Origin of the sequence: Ramlibacter humi (genome assembly GCF_004681975.1) — a bacterium.
In the GTDB taxonomy this organism is placed as follows: Bacteria; Pseudomonadota; Gammaproteobacteria; order Burkholderiales; family Burkholderiaceae_C; genus Ramlibacter; species Ramlibacter humi.
In genome coordinates, this window is the sequence record NZ_SMLK01000003.1 from 40,950 (window position 1) to 56,505 (window position 15,556).

Sequence of the window (15,556 nt, forward strand, 5' to 3'; positions counted from 1 at the left end):
TCCCGCTGGCTAAACTGCCGGGATGACAGTCGCCACGATCGACGCGACGCGCTGCCCGCTCTGCGGCCAGCCCAACCGCTGCGCCAACGAAATCGAGCGGGAAACAGGCCAGGCCCAGCCGCCCTGCTGGTGCACGCAGGTGGACTTCAGCCGCGAGCTGCTCGAAAGCGTTCCCGAACACCTGCAACGGCAGGCCTGTATCTGCGCCGCATGCGCCGCGAAGGCGCCGGCGCGGTGAGCGAGGCGCCCGTCCTGGACCGCGCCGAAGCGGCCGGCAGCATCGCCGCGCCGAGCGCCCGCTTCGGCCCGCGCTACCGCTGGCTGCTGCTGATGTCGCTGATGGTCGGGACCATCGCATCGGTGATGTCGTCGACCATCGTCAACGTCGCCATCCCCGACATGAGCCACCACTTCGCCCTGGGCCAGGAGCGCGCGCAGTGGGTGAGTTCCGGCTTCATGGTCGCGATGACGGTGGCGATGCTCTCCACGCCCTGGCTGCTGTCGCGCTTCGGCTACCGCCGCACCTATGTCGGCACGATGACGCTGCTGCTGATCGGCGGCATCGCGGGCGGGCTGGCGCCCTGGTACCCGCTGGTGCTGGCCGCGCGCGTGGCGGAGGGCCTGGCCGCCGGCGCCGTGCAGCCCATCCCCGCGATCATCATGCTGCGCGCGTTCGAACCCAGCGAGCAGGGCCGCGCCAGCGGCATGTTCGGCATGGGCGTGGTGCTGGCCCCCGCGCTCGGCCCCAGCGTCGGCGGCCTGCTGGTCGACGCTTTCGGCTGGCGCTCGATCTTCTTCATGGTGGTGCCGTTCTGCATCGCCTCGTTCATCCTGGCCTACCGTTACGTGCCCGACGCGGCACCGGGCGGCGGCGCGGCGCAGCGCGGCGCATCGCTGGACTGGCGCGGGCTGGCGCTGGCCACCGGCGGCACGCTGTGCCTGCTGAACGGACTGGTCGAGCTGCACGGCGCATCGCACCTCTCCGCCTTCGTCCTGCTGGCGTTGGCTGCCGTGGCGCTGGTGGCTTTCATCGCCTGGCAGAAGCGGCAGTCGCGCACCGGCGGTGAGCCACTGATGAACCTGTCGCTGTTCGGCTATCGCACTTACGCGATGGGCACCATCGTCGCGTTCATCTACGGTACGGCCCTGTTCGGTTCCACGTACCTGCTGCCCGTGTACATGCAGGTGGGGCTCAAGCTGCCCGCTTCGCACGTGGGCACCATCCTGCTGCCCGCCGGCCTGGTGCTGGCGTTCACCATCGGCGGCGTCGGCCGCCTCACGCGCCGGCTGCCGACCTACGTGCTGGTGACCACCGGCCTGGTGCTGCTCACAGCCTCGTTCGCGCTGATGCCCACCGTCGGGCTCGGCACGCCGCTGGCCTTGCTGGTCACGTGGGCCATCGTCGGCCGCGTCGGGCTGGGCTTCATCCTGCCGTCGCTCAACCTGGGCGCGATGCGCCCGCTGGGCAAGGAACTCATCCCGCATGGCGCCAGCGCGATCAACTTCCTGCGCATGCTGGGCGGCGCGGCCGGCGTGAGCCTGTGCGCCATCGTGCTGGAGTGGCGCATCGCCGCGCACGGCGATTCGCTGGCCAATCCCGAGACCAGTGCCGCGCGCCTCGCGGCCTTCAACGAATCGTTCTTCCTGCTGGCCGCGGTGTGCGCGCTGGCCGTCGTCGCAGCCTGGCAGCTGCGCGACCCGCCACGGAACGCGGCCCCTCGCGAATAATCGGGACCATGTGCCAGTTGCTCGGGATGAACTGCAACACGCCGACGGACGTGCAGTTCAGCTTCAGCGGTTTCGCCCAGCGCGGCGGCCACACCGACCACCATGCCGACGGCTGGGGCATCGCCTTCTTCGAAGGCCGCGGCCTGCGCCACTTCGTCGATCACCAGCCGGCGGCCAAGTCGCCGGTGGCTGAACTGATCCGCCGCTACCCCATCCGCAGCCGCAACGTCATCGCCCACATCCGCAAGGCCACGCAGGGTGAGGTGACGCTGGAGAACTGCCACCCGTTCGTGCGCGAGATGTGGGGCCGCTACTGGGTGTTCGCGCACAACGGCGACCTGAAGGACTACCAGCCGCGGCTGCATGCGCAGTTCCACCCGGTGGGCACCACCGACAGCGAACGCGCCTTCTCCTGGCTGATGCAGGAGCTGTGGAAGTCGCACGCCGGCGTGCCCAGCGTCGCCGAGCTGACGCTCACGCTGCGCGAACTGGTGCCGCAGATCGCCAGGCACGGGCCATTCAATTTCCTGCTGTCCAACGGCGAGGCGCTGTGGGCGCACTGCGCGACGAACCTGTTCTACGTGGAGCGCAAGCACCCCTTCGCGCACGCGCAGCTGAAGGACGAAGACCTGGCCATCGACTTCGCGCAGCACACCACGCCGCAGGACCGGGTGGCAGTGGTGGTCACCGCGCCGCTGACCACGAACGAGCCGTGGACGCAGATGAAGGCGGGGGAGCTGAAGGTGTTCGTCGACGGCGCGGCCCTGGCTTAGGCCAGCGCCGCTTCCAGCTCGTCGATGAACATCTTCGGCACGTCGAAGCCGGCCTGCTGCGTGATCTCCTGGAAGCAGGTGGGGCTGGTGACATTGATCTCGGTGAGGTAGTCGCCGATCACGTCCAGGCCGACCAGCAGCAGGCCGCGTTTGGCGAGCACGGGGCCCAGCGCCTGCGCGATCTCCAGGTCACGCTTCGACAACGGCTGCGCCACGCCTTTCCCACCGGCGGCGAGGTTGCCGCGCACCTCCGAGCCCTGCGGGATGCGCGCCAGGCTGAAGGGCACCGCCTTGCCGCCGATCACCAGCACGCGCTTGTCGCCCTGGGTGATCTCGGGCACGAACTTCTGCACCATCAGCGTGGTGTCGCCCTGGCCGTTGAGCGTCTCGGTGATGGAGCCCAGGTTCAGGCCGTCGGCGCCGACACGGAAGATGCCCATGCCGCCCATGCCGTCCAGCGGCTTGAGGATGATCTCCCTGTGCTCGGCGTGGAAGCGGCGCACCTCTTCGGGGTCGCGCGTCACCAGCGTGGGGCTGACGAACTGCGGGAACTCCATGATCGCCAGCTTCTCCGGATGGTCGCGCAGCGCCGCCGGCTTGTTGAACACGCGCGTGCCTTCGCGCTCGGCCTGCTCCAGCAGGTGCGTGGCGTAGAAGTACTCGGAATCGAACGGCGGGTCCTTGCGCATGATCACCGCGTCGAATTCCTTCAGCGCGCGCGTGGGCGTGCCGGTCTCCTCGAACCACGCGTCCTCGCTGCCGGTCAGGCGGATCTCGCGCACCTTCGCGTGGACCAGCCCGCCCGAGCGCCAGGTGATGTGGCGCGGCTCGCAGGCCACGACGCGGTGCCCGCGCCGCTGCGCTTCCCGCATCATCGAGAAGGTGGTGTCCTTGTAGACCTTGAAGATTTCCAGCGGGTCGGCGACGAAAAGGATGTTCATCGGTGGGGAGTCGTCGGGGGAACGGGCGGCGGGGGCCGCCGCCACTGTTGCACAAAAAGCGCGGCCGCGCCCGCCACCACGCCCCAGAAGGCGGAGCCGATGCCGGCGATGACGACGCCGCTGAGCGTGACCAGGAAAGTGATGAGCGCGGCTTCGCGGTGGCGCTCGTCCGCCAGCGCGCCCGCGAGGCCGCTGCCGATGGTGCCCAGCAGCGCGATGCCCGCGATGGCGGCCACCAGCTCTTTCGGGAAGGCGGTGAGCAGCCCTGCCACCGCGCCGCCCACCAGGCCGACCAGCGCGTAGAGAACGCCGGACGTCACCGCGGCCGTGTAGCGCCGCGCCGGATCTTCATGCGCTTCCGGCCCCATGCAGATGGCGGCCGTGATGGCCGACAGGCAGAGCGCGAAGGCTCCGAAAGGCGCCAACAGCAGCATCGCGCCGCCGGTGATGGTGACCAGCGCGGAGATCGGCATGCGGTAGCCCGCGGCGCGGATCGCCGCCACGCCGGGCAGGTTCTGCGATGCCATGGTGACGATGAAGAGCGGCAACGCCAGGCTGGTGATGGCGCCGAAGCTGAACTCGGGCATGGTGAACACGGGCCGGGCGAATTCGAACTTCACTTCGCCCCACGCCATGCGGCCCTGTGCGGCGGCCAACACGATGGCCACCAGCAGCGTCGCCAGCACGGCGTACCGCGGCGACAGGCGGCGCGCGACGAGGTACGTCGCGAGCATCGCCAGCACCAGCCACAGCGCCGTCTGCGCCGCCGCGAAAGCCTGCAGGCCGAAGCGGGCCAGCACCCCGGCGAGCAACGCGAACGCGATGGCCATCGGGATGCGGTCCATCAGCCGCTCGAACCAGCCGGTGGCGCCGAACAGCACGACCAGCGCGCCGCAGACGAGGAAGGCGCCCACCGCCTGGTTCATCGTGAAGCCGCCCGCCAGGCCGGCCGTGGCGAGCACCGCCGCGCCGGGCGTGGACCAGGCCACCATCACCGGCTGGCGCAACACCAGCGACGGCACCACGGAAGACAGCGCGATGCCCAGGCCCAGCGCCCACATCCAGGAAGCGATCTGGTCCGGCGTGGCGTGGAATGCCTGCGCGGCCTGGAACACGATGGCCACCGAGCTGGTGAAACCCACCAGCACGGCGACGAAGCCCGCCGTCGCGGCGGACGCGCTGAAGTCGCGGAAGAAACGCATCGGCGGCGATTCTGCCCACGCGGTGTTCGTCACCGCGGCGGGATGTTCAGGCCGCGCTCGACCGCGGGACGCGCGACGAACGCATCGAGCGCTCGCTTGACGTGCCTGAACTCATCGAAGCCCACCAGTTCGCCCGCGCCGTAGAAACCCACGAGGTTGCGGATCCACGGGAAGGTGGCGATGTCGGCGATGGTGTACTCGTCGCCGGCGATCCACTTCGAGTGAGCCAGCTGCCGGTCGACCACGCCGAGCAGGCGTTTCGACTCGGCCACGTAGCGGTCGCGCGGACGCTTGTCCTCGAAGTCCTTGCCGGCGAATTTGTGGAAGAAGCCGACCTGGCCGAACATGGGCCCGATGCCGCCCATCTGGAACATCACCCACTGCAGGGTGTGCCAGCGCGCGGCCTCGCCGGCGGGCAGCAGCTTGCCGGTCTTGTTGGCCAGGTACACCAGGATGGCGCCCGATTCGAACAAGGCCAGCGGCTTGCCGCCGGGACCGTTGGGATCGAGGATGGCCGGGATCTTGTTGTTCGGGTTCAGCGACAGGAACTCCGGCGACGTCTGGTCGTGGCTGCCGAAGTCGACCTTGTGCACCTCGTAGGGCAGGCCGGTCTCCTCCAGCATGATCGACGCCTTCACGCCGTTGGGCGTGGGCAGGGAATACAGCTGGAGACGGTCCGGGTGCCTGGCCGGCCACTTGCGTGTGATGGGGAAGGCGCAGAGGTCCTGGGTCATGGGGCGGCACCGTAGCACGGCGGAGCAGGGCCGTGGCGGCGTATGGGTTTGCGCGGAGGCGGCCGGCACGGAACCTGCCTACACTGGCGCCGCAGCGATGGGCTGCGTCCCACCCATGACTTCGAGGAGCTTCCCCATGAAAACGAAATGCCTGGTCTCCCTGGCCGTGCTGGCGCTGGCCGCCGGCGCCGCCACGGCCGAAGACACGATCAAGAAGGCCGCCGACAACAACCGCATCACCCTGGCCTATCGCGAGGCTTCGCCCCCGCTCAGCTACCTGGCCGGCCCGGACAAGCCGGTGGGCATGATGGTGGAGATCTCCGAAGCCATCGCGGCCGAGGTGAAGAAGGTGACCAACAAGCCGAACATGGAAGTGCGCTGGCAGGCGGTGACGTCGGCCAACCGCATCCCGCTGGTGACCAACGGCACGGTGGACCTGGAGTGCGGCTCCACCACCAACAACACCGCGCGCGGCAAGGAAGTGCAGTTCGCCATCAACCACTACTACACCGGCACCCGCCTGCTGGTGAAGAAGAACAGCGGCATCAAGAACTACGCCGACCTGGCCGGCAAGACCATCGCCACCACCACCGGCACCACCAACATGCTGGTGCTGCGCAAGTACATCGCCGACCACAACCTGAACACCAACATCATCGCGGGCAAGGACCACGACGATTCCAAGCTGCTGGTGGAAACCGGCCGCGCCGTGGCGTTCGGCATGGACGACATCCTGCTGTACGGCCTGAAGGCCAACGACAAGAACCCGGCCGACTGGGACGTGGTGGGCGACTCGCTGCAGGTCGAGCCCTACGCCTGCATGCTGCGCAAGGACGACCCGCAGTTCCAGGCGCTGGTCAACCGCGTGATCGGCGGCATGATGAAGGACGGCACCTTCGAGAAGCTGTACGCCAAGTGGTTCACCTCGCCCATCCCCCCGAAGGGCGTGAACCTGAACATCCCGATGTCGCAGGAACTGAAGGACAACCTGAAGGCGCAGAGCGACAAGCCGGCGATGTGAAGGCGGCGAAGCCGCCGCGCATCGCCGGTCCCCGCGAAGGTGGGGGCCTCGTCGATCAAAAGGGGCGCTTCCGGCGCCCCTTTTTCCTTGGCGCCGCTAACGCGCCTCCTGCTGCACGGCCGCTTCCGTGGGCAGCAGGCCGTCTTGCCAGCCGCCGCCCAGGGCCGCGGCCAGCGAGGCGCTGGCATCCAGGCGGCTGCCGAGGTTGGTGAGCAGGTTCTGTTCGTCGGCCAGGACGGTGGCCTGCGCGGTCACCACGGCGGTGTACGCGACGGTGCCCGCCTGGTACTGGTTGACCGTCACCTCCACGGCGCGGCGCGCCGATGCCAGCGCGCGCTGCTGGATCTCGGCCTGGCCCTCCAGGATGCGCAGCGCCGCCAACTGGTCCTCCACCTGGGCGAAGGCCGCCAGCACCGTCTGGCGGTAGTTGGCTACCGCCGCATCGTAGCTGGCGCGTGCCGCCGTGACCTGCGCCCGGCGCAGCCCGCCATCGAGCAGCGTCATGGCCAATTGCGGGCCCAGCGCCCAGACCGCGTTGGAGGCCTTGACCAGCCCGCCCAATGCCGCGCCCGCGACACCCGCCGAGGCGGACAGCGTGACGTCCGGGTAGTAGGCCGCGACCGCGACGCCGATCTGCGCACTGGCCGCGGCCGCGCCGCGTTCGGCCGCGGCGATGTCCGGCCGGCGTTCCAGCAGCGTCGAGGGCAGGCCCGGCGGCTGCGCGGGCACGCTGCGCACGAGCGGCCTCGCGGCGATGGACAGCTGATCCGGCGTCTTGCCGACCAGCACCGCGATCGCGTGCTCCAGCTGGGCACGCTGCACGCCCACGCCGACGCGCTGCGCCTGCGCGCCTTCGAGCTGCGTTTCGGCCGTGATGACGTCGGCCTCGTTCGCGGTGCCGGCCGCGTTCTGGTTGCGCGTGATCTCCAGCGTCTTCTGGTAGCCCGCCACCGCCTCGTCGTACAGGCGCGCGAGCTCGTCGTCCACGCGCAGCCCGAAGTAGTCGGTCGCCAGCGTGGCCTGCAGCGACAGGCGGGCGCCGGCCAGGTCGGCTGCGCTGGCTTGCGCAGCAGCGGTACTGCTTTCCACGGCACGGCGCACGCGGCCCCACAGGTCGGGCGCCCAGCTTGCATCCAGGCCCACGCTGGCCCGGTTGCCCGGGCTCCCGCTCGCGGCGCGCGAGCGCTGGTCCGCGGCGCTGAGCGACAGCGTGGGGCTGTAGCCGGCGCGGCTTTCCTGCACCAGCGCCAACGCCTGCCGGTAGTTCGACTCGGCGGCCTTGAGCGACTGGTTGGAGACTTCGACCTGCCGCTCCAGCCCGTCGAGCACGGGGTCGCCGTAGATCGCCCACCAGGCCATGTCGCTGGCCGCCAGCTGCGGCGCGATCGGCCGCCAGCCGTCCTGCTCCTTGTACTGCGCCGGGCTCGGTGCCGCGGGGCGCACATAGTCCGGGCCCACCGCGCAGGCGGACAGCCCCGCCGCGGCCAGCAGGGCAACCACGCGAGACAGCAATGGCGAGGCGTGCATGGCGGCTCCTTCAAGCAGTGCCCACGGCGGCCCCGGGCGCGCCGGACCAGCGCCGCCGCCAGCCCGCCAGACGGACGCGGGCACGCTCCAGCAACAGGTAGGTGACGGGCGTGGTGTACAGCGTGAGCAGCTGGCTCAGCAGCAGGCCGCCGATGATGGTGATGCCCAGCGGATGGCGCAGCTCGGCGCCCTCGCCGCGGCTCAGGGCCAGCGGCACCGCACCCAGCATGGCGGCCACGGTCGTCATCATGATGGGCCGGAAGCGCAGCGCGCACGCCTGCAGGATCGCGTCGTGGGCCGCCAGGCCTTCGTGCCGCTGCGCGTGGAGCGCAAAGTCGATCATCATGATGGCGTTCTTCTTCACCAGGCCGATCAGCAGGAACACGCCGATCAGCGCGAACAGGCTGAACTCCATGCGGAACAGCAGCAGCGCCACGATGGCGCCGACGCCGGCGGACGGCAGGGTGGACATGATGGTGATGGGATGCAGGGTGCTCTCGTACAGCACCCCGAGCACGATGTAGATGGCGGCCAGCGCGGCGGCGACCAGGTAAGGCTGGCTGGCCAGCGATTGCTGGAACGCCCGCGCCGTGCCCTGGAAGTCTCCGTGCACCGAGGCCGGAACGCCCAGCTGCGCCATCGCCGTGCGCACGGCGGCGACCGCATCGCTCAACGACGCGCCGGGCACCAAATTGAACGAGATGGTGCTGGCCACGAACGGGCCATGGTGGTTGACGGCCAGCGGTGTCCTGCCGGGCGTGGAGCGCGTCACTGCGGCCAGGGGCACCATCGTTTCGCGCGACACGCTGACGGCCGCGCCGGTGGACACGGCGCCTTTGCCGCTGGCCGTGATCTGGTTGGTGGCCAGGTTGCGCTGCGCGTCCTGCGCGACCGCCGCCCCGGAACCGGGCTGGCCGCGGCTGCTGACCGTCCCCTGGATCGCGTTGGTCGCCTGCGTGCCGCCCACGCTGCCGCCGGCAGTGCTGACGAACAGCTCCTGCAGCATGGCGGGGTCCTGCCAATACTGCGGGGCGACCTCCATCACCACGTGGTACTGGTTCAGCGGGTTGTAGATGGTCGAGACCTGGCGCTGGCCGAAGGCGTCGTACAAGGTGTTGTCGATCTGGCCCGTGGTGACGCCCAGGCGTGCCGCCGTCAGGCGGTCGATGCCGACGTTCACCTGCAGCCCGCCCTGCTGCAGGTCCGAGTTGACCTGCGTGAGCATGGGAATGCGCTGCAGCGCCTGCAGGATGCGAGGCGCCCACGCATAGAGTTCGGCCAGGTCGCTGTCCTGCAGCGTGAACTGGTACTGGGCGTTGCTCTGGCGCCCGCCCATGCGGATGTCCTGCGTGGACTGCAGGAACAGGCTGGCGCCCGGCACCTGCGAAAGCTGGCGGCTCAGCCGCTGGATCACCCGGTCCGCCGGGTCGGCGCGCTGGTCGCGCGGCTTGAGCGACGCGAACATGAAGCCCGAATTGGCCTGCCCGCCGCCGGTGAAGCCCACCACGTGTTCCATCGCCGGGTCCTTCTGCAGGATGGCGCTGAACTGGTGCAGCTTGGTGCGCATCAGCTGGAACGAGATGCTCTGGTCGGCCTGGATGCCGCCCACGATCTGGCCGGTGTCCTCCTGCGGGAAGAAGCCCTTGGGGATCGCCAGGAACAGCGCGACGCCGATGGCGCTGACCGCCACCTGCAACCCGGCCACCAGCACCGGATGGCGCACCACGCCGGCCAGCGAGCGCGCATAGGCCTGTTGCCAGCGGGTGAACCAGCGCTCCATCGCGCCTGGCCAGCGCGACGGCTTCGGTGCGGCGGCGGGCAACCGCGCGCAGATCATCGGGGTCAGCGTGAGCGAGAACACCATCGACATCAGGATGGCGATCGACAGCGTGACCCCGAACTCGCGGAACAGCCGCCCGACGATGCCGCCCATCAGCAGGATGGGCGTGAACACCGCGATGAGCGACAGGCTCATCGACACGACCGTGAAGCCGACTTCGCGCGCGCCGAGCACGGCGGCCTGCATGCGCGGCATGCCGGCCTCGACGTGGCGCGTGATGTTCTCCATCACCACGATCGCGTCGTCCATCACAAAGCCGGCCGCGATGGTCAGGGCCATCAGCGAAAGGTTGTCCAGGCTGTACCCGCACAGGTACATGATCCCGAAGGTTCCGATCAGCGACGCGGGCACCACCACGGCCGGCACCAGGGTGGCCGAGGCCGTGCGCAGGAACAGGAACACCACGCCGACGACCAGCGCGATGGCGAGCAGGGCCGACCGTTCGATCTCCTTCAGCGACGCCCGGATGGTGGTGGAGCGGTCCACCGCCACCTGCAGGTCGATCGCGGGCGGGATCGAGGCACGCAGGAACGGCAGCGCCTGCCGCACCTGGTCGACCGTCGAGATGATGTTGGCGCCCGGCTGGCGGTACAGGATCACGAGCACGGCGGGCTTGCCGTCGGCCAGCCCGTCGTTGCGGATGTTCTCCACCGAGTCGTCGACCTCGGCGACGTCCGACAGGTGCACGGCCGCGTTGTTGCGCCAGGCGACCACCAGCGGCGCGTAGTCGGCGGCATGGCTGGCCTGGTCGTTGTCGTAGATCTGCCAATGGGTGCCGCCGCCCTCCAGCGCGCCCTTGGGCGCGTGGGCATTGGCCGAAGCCAGCGCGGCGCGCACGTCTTCCAGGCTGATGCCGTACTTGCTCAGGGCCCGCGGGTTGAGCTCGACGCGCACGGCCGGCAGGGCCGAGCCGCTCAACGTGACCTGGCCGATGCCGGGCACCTGCGAGAACTTCTGCTGCAGCACCGAGGAAGCCGCGTCGAAGATCTGCCCGCGGCTCAGCGTGGGCGACGTCAGCGAAAGCACCATGATGGGCGCGTCCGCCGGGTTCACCTTGCGATAGACCGGGTTGCTGCGCAGGCTGGCGGGCAGGTCGGCGCGCGCGGCGTTGATGGCGGCCTGCACGTCGCGCGCGGCGCCGTCGATGTCGCGGTCCAGCCCGAACTGCAGCGTGACCCGCGCCGAGCCGACCGTGCTGGACGATGTCATCTCGCTCACGTCGGCGATCACGCCCAGGTGGCGCTCCAGCGGCGTGGCCACGCTGTTGGCCACCACCTCCGGGCTGGCGCCGGGCAGCGTGGCCTGCACCGAGATGGTCGGGAAATCCACCTGCGGCAGCGGCGCCACCGGCAGCAGCATCAGGCCGATGGCGCCGGACAGCACCACGCCCAGCGTCAGCAGCGTGGTCGCCACGGGCCGCTCGATGAAGGTGGTGCTGATGGACATCACGGGCTCCGCGCGGCGGGCGCGGCCAGGGACGCGAGGCGCGAGCGGGCACGCCGGCCCAGCGCATCGAACGCCAGGTAGATGACCGGTGTGGTGTAGAGCGTGAGCAGCTGGCTCAGCACCAGGCCGCCCACGATGGTCAGCCCCAGGGGCCGGCGCAGCTCGGACCCCACGCCCGAGCCCAGCATCAGCGGCAGCGCGCCGAAGATGGCGGCCATGGTCGTCATGAGGATGGGGCGCAGCCTCAGGAGGCTGGCCTGGCGGATCGCGGCCAGCGGGCTCAGCCCCTGCTCGCGCTCGGCTTCCAGCGCGAAGTCGATCATCATGATCGCGTTCTTCTTGACGATCCCGATCAGCAGCACGATGCCGATGATCCCGATGATGTCCAGGTCGTGCCCCGCGAGCATCAGCGCGAGCAGGGCCCCGATGCCGGCCGAAGGCAGGGTCGAGAGGATGGTGAGCGGGTGGATGTAGCTCTCGTACAGCACGCCCAGCACGATGTAGACGGTGACGATCGCGGCCAGCAGCAGGAACACCTCGTTGCCCAGCGCCTGCTGGAAAGCCTGGGCGGCGCCCTGGAACAGCACGAACACGCTGGCCGGCTGGCCGGCCTGCTGCAGCGTGCGCTGGATGGCGCGCACCGCCTCGCCCAGCGAGGCGCCCGGCGCCAGGTTGAACGACACGTGAGCGGCCGGGAACTGGCCCAGGTGGTTGAGCTGCAGCGGCAGCTGGCGCTCCTGCACCGTGGTGATGGCCGTCAACGGCACCTGGCCCGTGCCCGTGGCCGAGGTCGACGAAGGCAGGTAGATCTGCGCCAGGTCGGCCGGCGAGCGCTGCGCCTGCGGCACGGCTTCGAGGATCACGCGGTACTGGTTGGTCTGCGTGAAGATGGTCGAGACGATGCGCTGTCCGTACGCGTCATACAAGGCGTTGTCCACGGTCGCCGGCGTGATGCCGAAGCGCGCCGCTGTCGCGCGGTCGATGTTCACGTAGGCCGCGGGGCCCCGCTCCTGCAGGTCGCTGGCCACGTCTTCCACCTGCGGCAGCTGGCGCAGGCGGTCGACCAGCCCGGGCGTCCAGCGCTCGAGTTCGTCGGTGCTCGCATCCTCCAGCACGAAGCTGTACTGCGTGGCGCTGGGCGTGGTGTCGATCGTCAGGTCCTGCACGGGCTGCATGTACAGGCGGATGCCGGCCACGCCCGCGGTGGCGGCGGTGATGCGCCGGATCACCTCGCTGGCGCTCGCGTCCCGATCGGCCCGGGGCTTGAGCCCGATCAGGAAGCGTCCGCTGTTGAGCGTCGTGTTGGTGCCGTCCACGCCGATGAACGAGGACACGCTGGCGACGGCCGGGTCGCGCAGGATCCGCGCCGCGAGCGAGCGCTGGCGCGCCCCCATCTCGGCGAAGGACACGGACGCCGGCGCCTGCGAGATCCCCTGGATCAAGCCTGTGTCCTGGACGGGGAACAGGCCTTTGGGAACCACCGCGTACAGCACGATGGTCAGCACCAGCGTGCCCAGCGCCACGGCCAGCACCAGGGGCTGGTGGCCAAACACCCAGTCCAGCGACTGGCCGTAGCGCCGCTGCAGGCGCGGGTACCAGCCGCGAGGCGCGGACTCGCCATGCTCGGGCTCGCCCTGGTAGGAAGCCGGCAGCGCCCGCAGCACCTTGGCGCACAGCATGGGCACCAGCGTGAGCGACACCACCGCCGAGATCAGGATGGTGACGGCCAGCGTGATCGCGAATTCCCGGAACAGCCGCCCGACGACGTCCTGCATGAACAGCAGCGGGATCAGCACGGCGATCAGCGACACCGTCAGCGACACGATGGTGAAGCCGATCTGCCTGGCGCCTTGCAGCGCCGCCTGGAGCGGAGGCTCTCCCCGCTCCAGGTAGCGCGAGATGTTCTCGATCATCACGATGGCGTCGTCCACCACGAAGCCGGTGGCGACCGTCAGCGCCATGAGCGTGAGGTTGTTGATGCTGAAGCCCATCAGGTACATCGCGCCGAACGTGCCGACCAGCGACAGCGGCACCGACAGCGCCGGGATCAGCGTCGCCGGCAGGTTGCGCAGGAACAGGAAGATGACCAGCACCACCAGCCCGACGGCCAGGACCAGCTCGAACTCCACGTCGGCCACCGAGGCGCGGATCGTGGTGGTGCGGTCGCTGAGCACCGCCACGTCGATGGCCGGCGGCAGCGAAGCCTGCAGCTGCGGCAGCAGCGCCTTGATGCTGTCCACCACCGCGATGACGTTCGCGCCGGGCTGGCGCTGGATGTTCATCACGACGGCGGGCGTGTCGCCGCTCCACGCGGCGAGCTTGCTGTTCTGCGCGCCGCTCACCACCCGGGCCACGTCGGACAGCAGCACGGGGGCGCCGTTGCGGTAGGCGATCACCAGCTTGCCGTAGTCCTGCGGGTCCTGCAGCTGGTCGTTGGCGTTGACGGTGTAGGCGCGCACCGGGCCGTCGAAGTTGCCCTTGGGCGTGTCGACGTTGGCGTTGGCGATGGTCGTGCGCAGGTCGTCGATGTTGAGCCCGTAGGCGGCCAGCTGCCGGGGATCGGCCTGGACGCGCACGGCCGGCCGCTGGCCGCCGCTGATGCTGACCAGGCCCACGCCCGCCAGCTGCGAGATCTTCTGCGCGAGCCGCGTGTCGGCCAGGTCCTCCACTTCGGGCAGCGGCATCGACCTGGAGGTCAGCGCGAGCGTCATGACCGGCGCGTCGGCCGGGTTGACCTTGGCGTAGATCGGCGGCGCGGGCAGGTCGGCCGGCAGCAGGTTGCCGGCCGCGTTGATGGCCGCCTGCACCTCCTGCTCGGCCACGTCGATGTTCAGCGAAAGCGCGAACTGCAGCGTGATCACCGAGGCCCCGGCCGAACTCGACGACGACATCTGCACCAGGCCCGGCATCTGGCCCAGCTGCACTTCCAGAGGCGCGGTCACCGAGGTGCCCGTCACGTCCGGGCTCGCGCCGGGATAAAAGGTCTGGATCTGGATGGTCGGGTAGTCCACCTCGGGCAGCGCCGACAGCGGCAGGCTGCGGAATGCCAGCGCCCCCACGATGAGGATCGCCAGCATCAGCAGCGAGGTGGCCACGGGCCGCAGGATGAAGGGGCGGGACGGGCTCATCGCGCACCTTCCGGGGCTCAATGCGCGGCGGCGTTGCGCAGGCTCACGCGTGCGCCGTCGCGCAGCTTGTCGGCGCCGTCCACCACCACCTCATCGCCGGGCTGCAGGCCCGAGATCACGGCGGCGCGCTCGCCGTCCACGGGCCCGAGCTGCACCGGCGCCACGGCAACCTTGCCGTCTCCGTCCACGCGGTAGGCGAAGCTGCCGTTGCTGCCGCGCTGGACGGCCGCGGTGGGCACGGCGACGGCGTCCTGCTGCTCGTCGACGCGCAGCACGACGTTGACGAACTGGTTGGGAAACAGGTTGCCCGCCTCGTTCGGGAACTGCGCCTTGAGGTTGACCGTGCCGGTGCTGGTGTTGATCTGGCTGTCGATGGCCTGCAGCGCACCCGTGTCGAGCAGGCGCGTGCCGCTGCGGTCGTAGGCCTGCACCGGCAGCGCCGCGCCCGCGTGCTGCCGCGCGAGCACCACGGCCAGGCTGTCCTCGGGCAGCACGAACACCACGCTCATGGGCTGCATGCGCGTGATGACGGCCAGGCCCGTGGCGCTGGCGCCTGTCTGCACCAGGTTCCCGGGGTCCACCAGCCGCAGGCCGATACGGCCGTCGGTCGGCGCGACGATGCGGCAATAGCCCAGGTTGATGCGCGCGGTTTGCACCTGCGCCTCATCCACCTTCACCACGCCCTCGTCCTGCTGAACGACCCATTTCTGGTCCTCGGCCTGCTGCCGGTTGATCGAGTTCTTCTCGGCCAGTTGCTGGTAGCGCACGAGGTCCATACGCGCCTGGCCCAGCATGGCCTGGTCCTTGAGCAACTGGCCCTGGGCCTGAGCCAGCGCTGCTTCGTAGGGCCGGGGATCGATCTGCGCGAGGAAGTCGCCGCGGCGCACCGTGCGGCCCTCCGTGAAAGCCACCTGGGTCAGCTGGCCGCTGACCTGGGCCTGGACCGTGACCGTGTCCACGGGCGTGACGGTGCCCAGGGCGTTGAGCGTGCTGCGGATCGTCTGCCGGGTGACGGTGGCCGTCGCTACCGGCGTGGGCGCGTTGCTCGCGCGCGCCCGGCGGCCGGCAGCGCCATCGGCCTCATGGGGACGCGCCCAGCCCAGCCAGTAGACCGCCGCACCCACCGCCAGCGCGGCGGCCAGCCAAAGCAGCCAGCGCAAGGGATTGCGCTGTGGCGCTGCCGCCGCCGAAGGTGCGTTCTCGGCCATGTCTTGCT

Annotated in this window: 11 protein-coding genes; 4 read left to right on the top strand and 7 right to left on the bottom strand. The window is 70.0% G+C overall.

Annotated features, from left to right (window positions below):
* Positions 1–22: 22 nt before the first annotated feature.
* From EZ216_RS11190 to EZ216_RS11200, 3 genes are read left to right on the top strand one after another with little or no spacing between them, the layout of a single operon-like run.
* Positions 23–238: a cysteine-rich CWC family protein gene (locus EZ216_RS11190; RefSeq protein ID WP_135249852.1), complete on the top strand. Its 216-nt coding sequence runs from the start codon at positions 23–25 to the stop codon at positions 236–238.
* Positions 239–252: 14 nt separating this feature from the next.
* Positions 253–1,728 (top strand): MFS transporter, encoded by a 1,476-nt coding sequence (locus EZ216_RS11195; protein WP_239024369.1) that lies wholly within the window; start codon positions 253–255, stop codon positions 1,726–1,728.
* Between the two features lie 8 nt (positions 1,729–1,736).
* Entirely contained in the window at positions 1,737–2,501 is a 765-nt protein-coding gene (locus EZ216_RS11200) for a class II glutamine amidotransferase (protein WP_135249854.1), read from the top strand.
* On the opposite strand, the gene gshB is transcribed toward EZ216_RS11200, so the two are convergent.
* The 3 genes from gshB to EZ216_RS11215 are packed head-to-tail and all read right to left on the bottom strand — an operon-like array spanning position 2,498 to position 5,378.
* Positions 2,498–3,442 carry a glutathione synthase gene (gene gshB / locus EZ216_RS11205; protein WP_135249855.1) on the bottom strand — a complete coding sequence of 315 codons (945 nt, stop codon included), beginning with the start codon at positions 3,440–3,442 and terminating at the stop codon, positions 2,498–2,500. The genes EZ216_RS11200 and gshB overlap by 4 nt on opposite strands.
* The gene (locus EZ216_RS11210) at positions 3,439–4,644 is read right to left on the bottom strand and encodes a benzoate/H(+) symporter BenE family transporter (RefSeq protein WP_135249856.1); all 1,206 of its coding nucleotides are present in this window, start codon (positions 4,642–4,644) and stop codon (positions 3,439–3,441) included. Before EZ216_RS11210 ends, gshB begins: the two co-directional genes overlap by 4 nt.
* A 29-nt stretch (positions 4,645–4,673) precedes the next feature.
* Positions 4,674–5,378, bottom strand: coding sequence for a glutathione S-transferase N-terminal domain-containing protein (locus tag EZ216_RS11215; protein WP_135249857.1), 705 nt, complete (start codon positions 5,376–5,378; stop codon positions 4,674–4,676).
* 136 nt (positions 5,379–5,514) lie between these two features.
* Here EZ216_RS11215 and EZ216_RS11220 point away from each other — a divergent pair, with 136 nt between their 5' ends.
* Positions 5,515–6,399 carry an amino acid ABC transporter substrate-binding protein gene (locus EZ216_RS11220; RefSeq protein ID WP_135249858.1) on the top strand — a complete coding sequence of 295 codons (885 nt, stop codon included), beginning with the start codon at positions 5,515–5,517 and terminating at the stop codon, positions 6,397–6,399.
* A gap of 96 nt (positions 6,400–6,495) precedes the next feature.
* Here EZ216_RS11220 and EZ216_RS11225 read toward each other — a convergent pair whose 3' ends face one another.
* Genes EZ216_RS11225 through EZ216_RS11240 form a run of 4 tightly spaced genes read right to left on the bottom strand, consistent with a single transcriptional unit; the run spans position 6,496 to position 15,548 of the window.
* Positions 6,496–7,926 (bottom strand): efflux transporter outer membrane subunit, encoded by a 1,431-nt coding sequence (locus EZ216_RS11225; protein WP_135249859.1) that lies wholly within the window; start codon positions 7,924–7,926, stop codon positions 6,496–6,498.
* A gap of 10 nt (positions 7,927–7,936) precedes the next feature.
* Complete coding sequence (locus EZ216_RS11230) at positions 7,937–11,212, bottom strand: efflux RND transporter permease subunit (RefSeq protein ID WP_135249860.1); 3,276 nt, start codon at positions 11,210–11,212, stop codon at positions 7,937–7,939.
* On the bottom strand, positions 11,212–14,340 hold the full coding sequence (locus EZ216_RS11235; protein ID WP_135249861.1) for a multidrug efflux RND transporter permease subunit: 3,129 nt from the start codon (positions 14,338–14,340) through the stop codon (positions 11,212–11,214). Before EZ216_RS11235 ends, EZ216_RS11230 begins: the two co-directional genes overlap by 1 nt.
* A gap of 17 nt (positions 14,341–14,357) precedes the next feature.
* The gene (locus EZ216_RS11240; RefSeq protein ID WP_135249862.1) at positions 14,358–15,548 is read right to left on the bottom strand and encodes an efflux RND transporter periplasmic adaptor subunit; all 1,191 of its coding nucleotides are present in this window, start codon (positions 15,546–15,548) and stop codon (positions 14,358–14,360) included.
* Positions 15,549–15,556 lie beyond the last annotated feature (8 nt).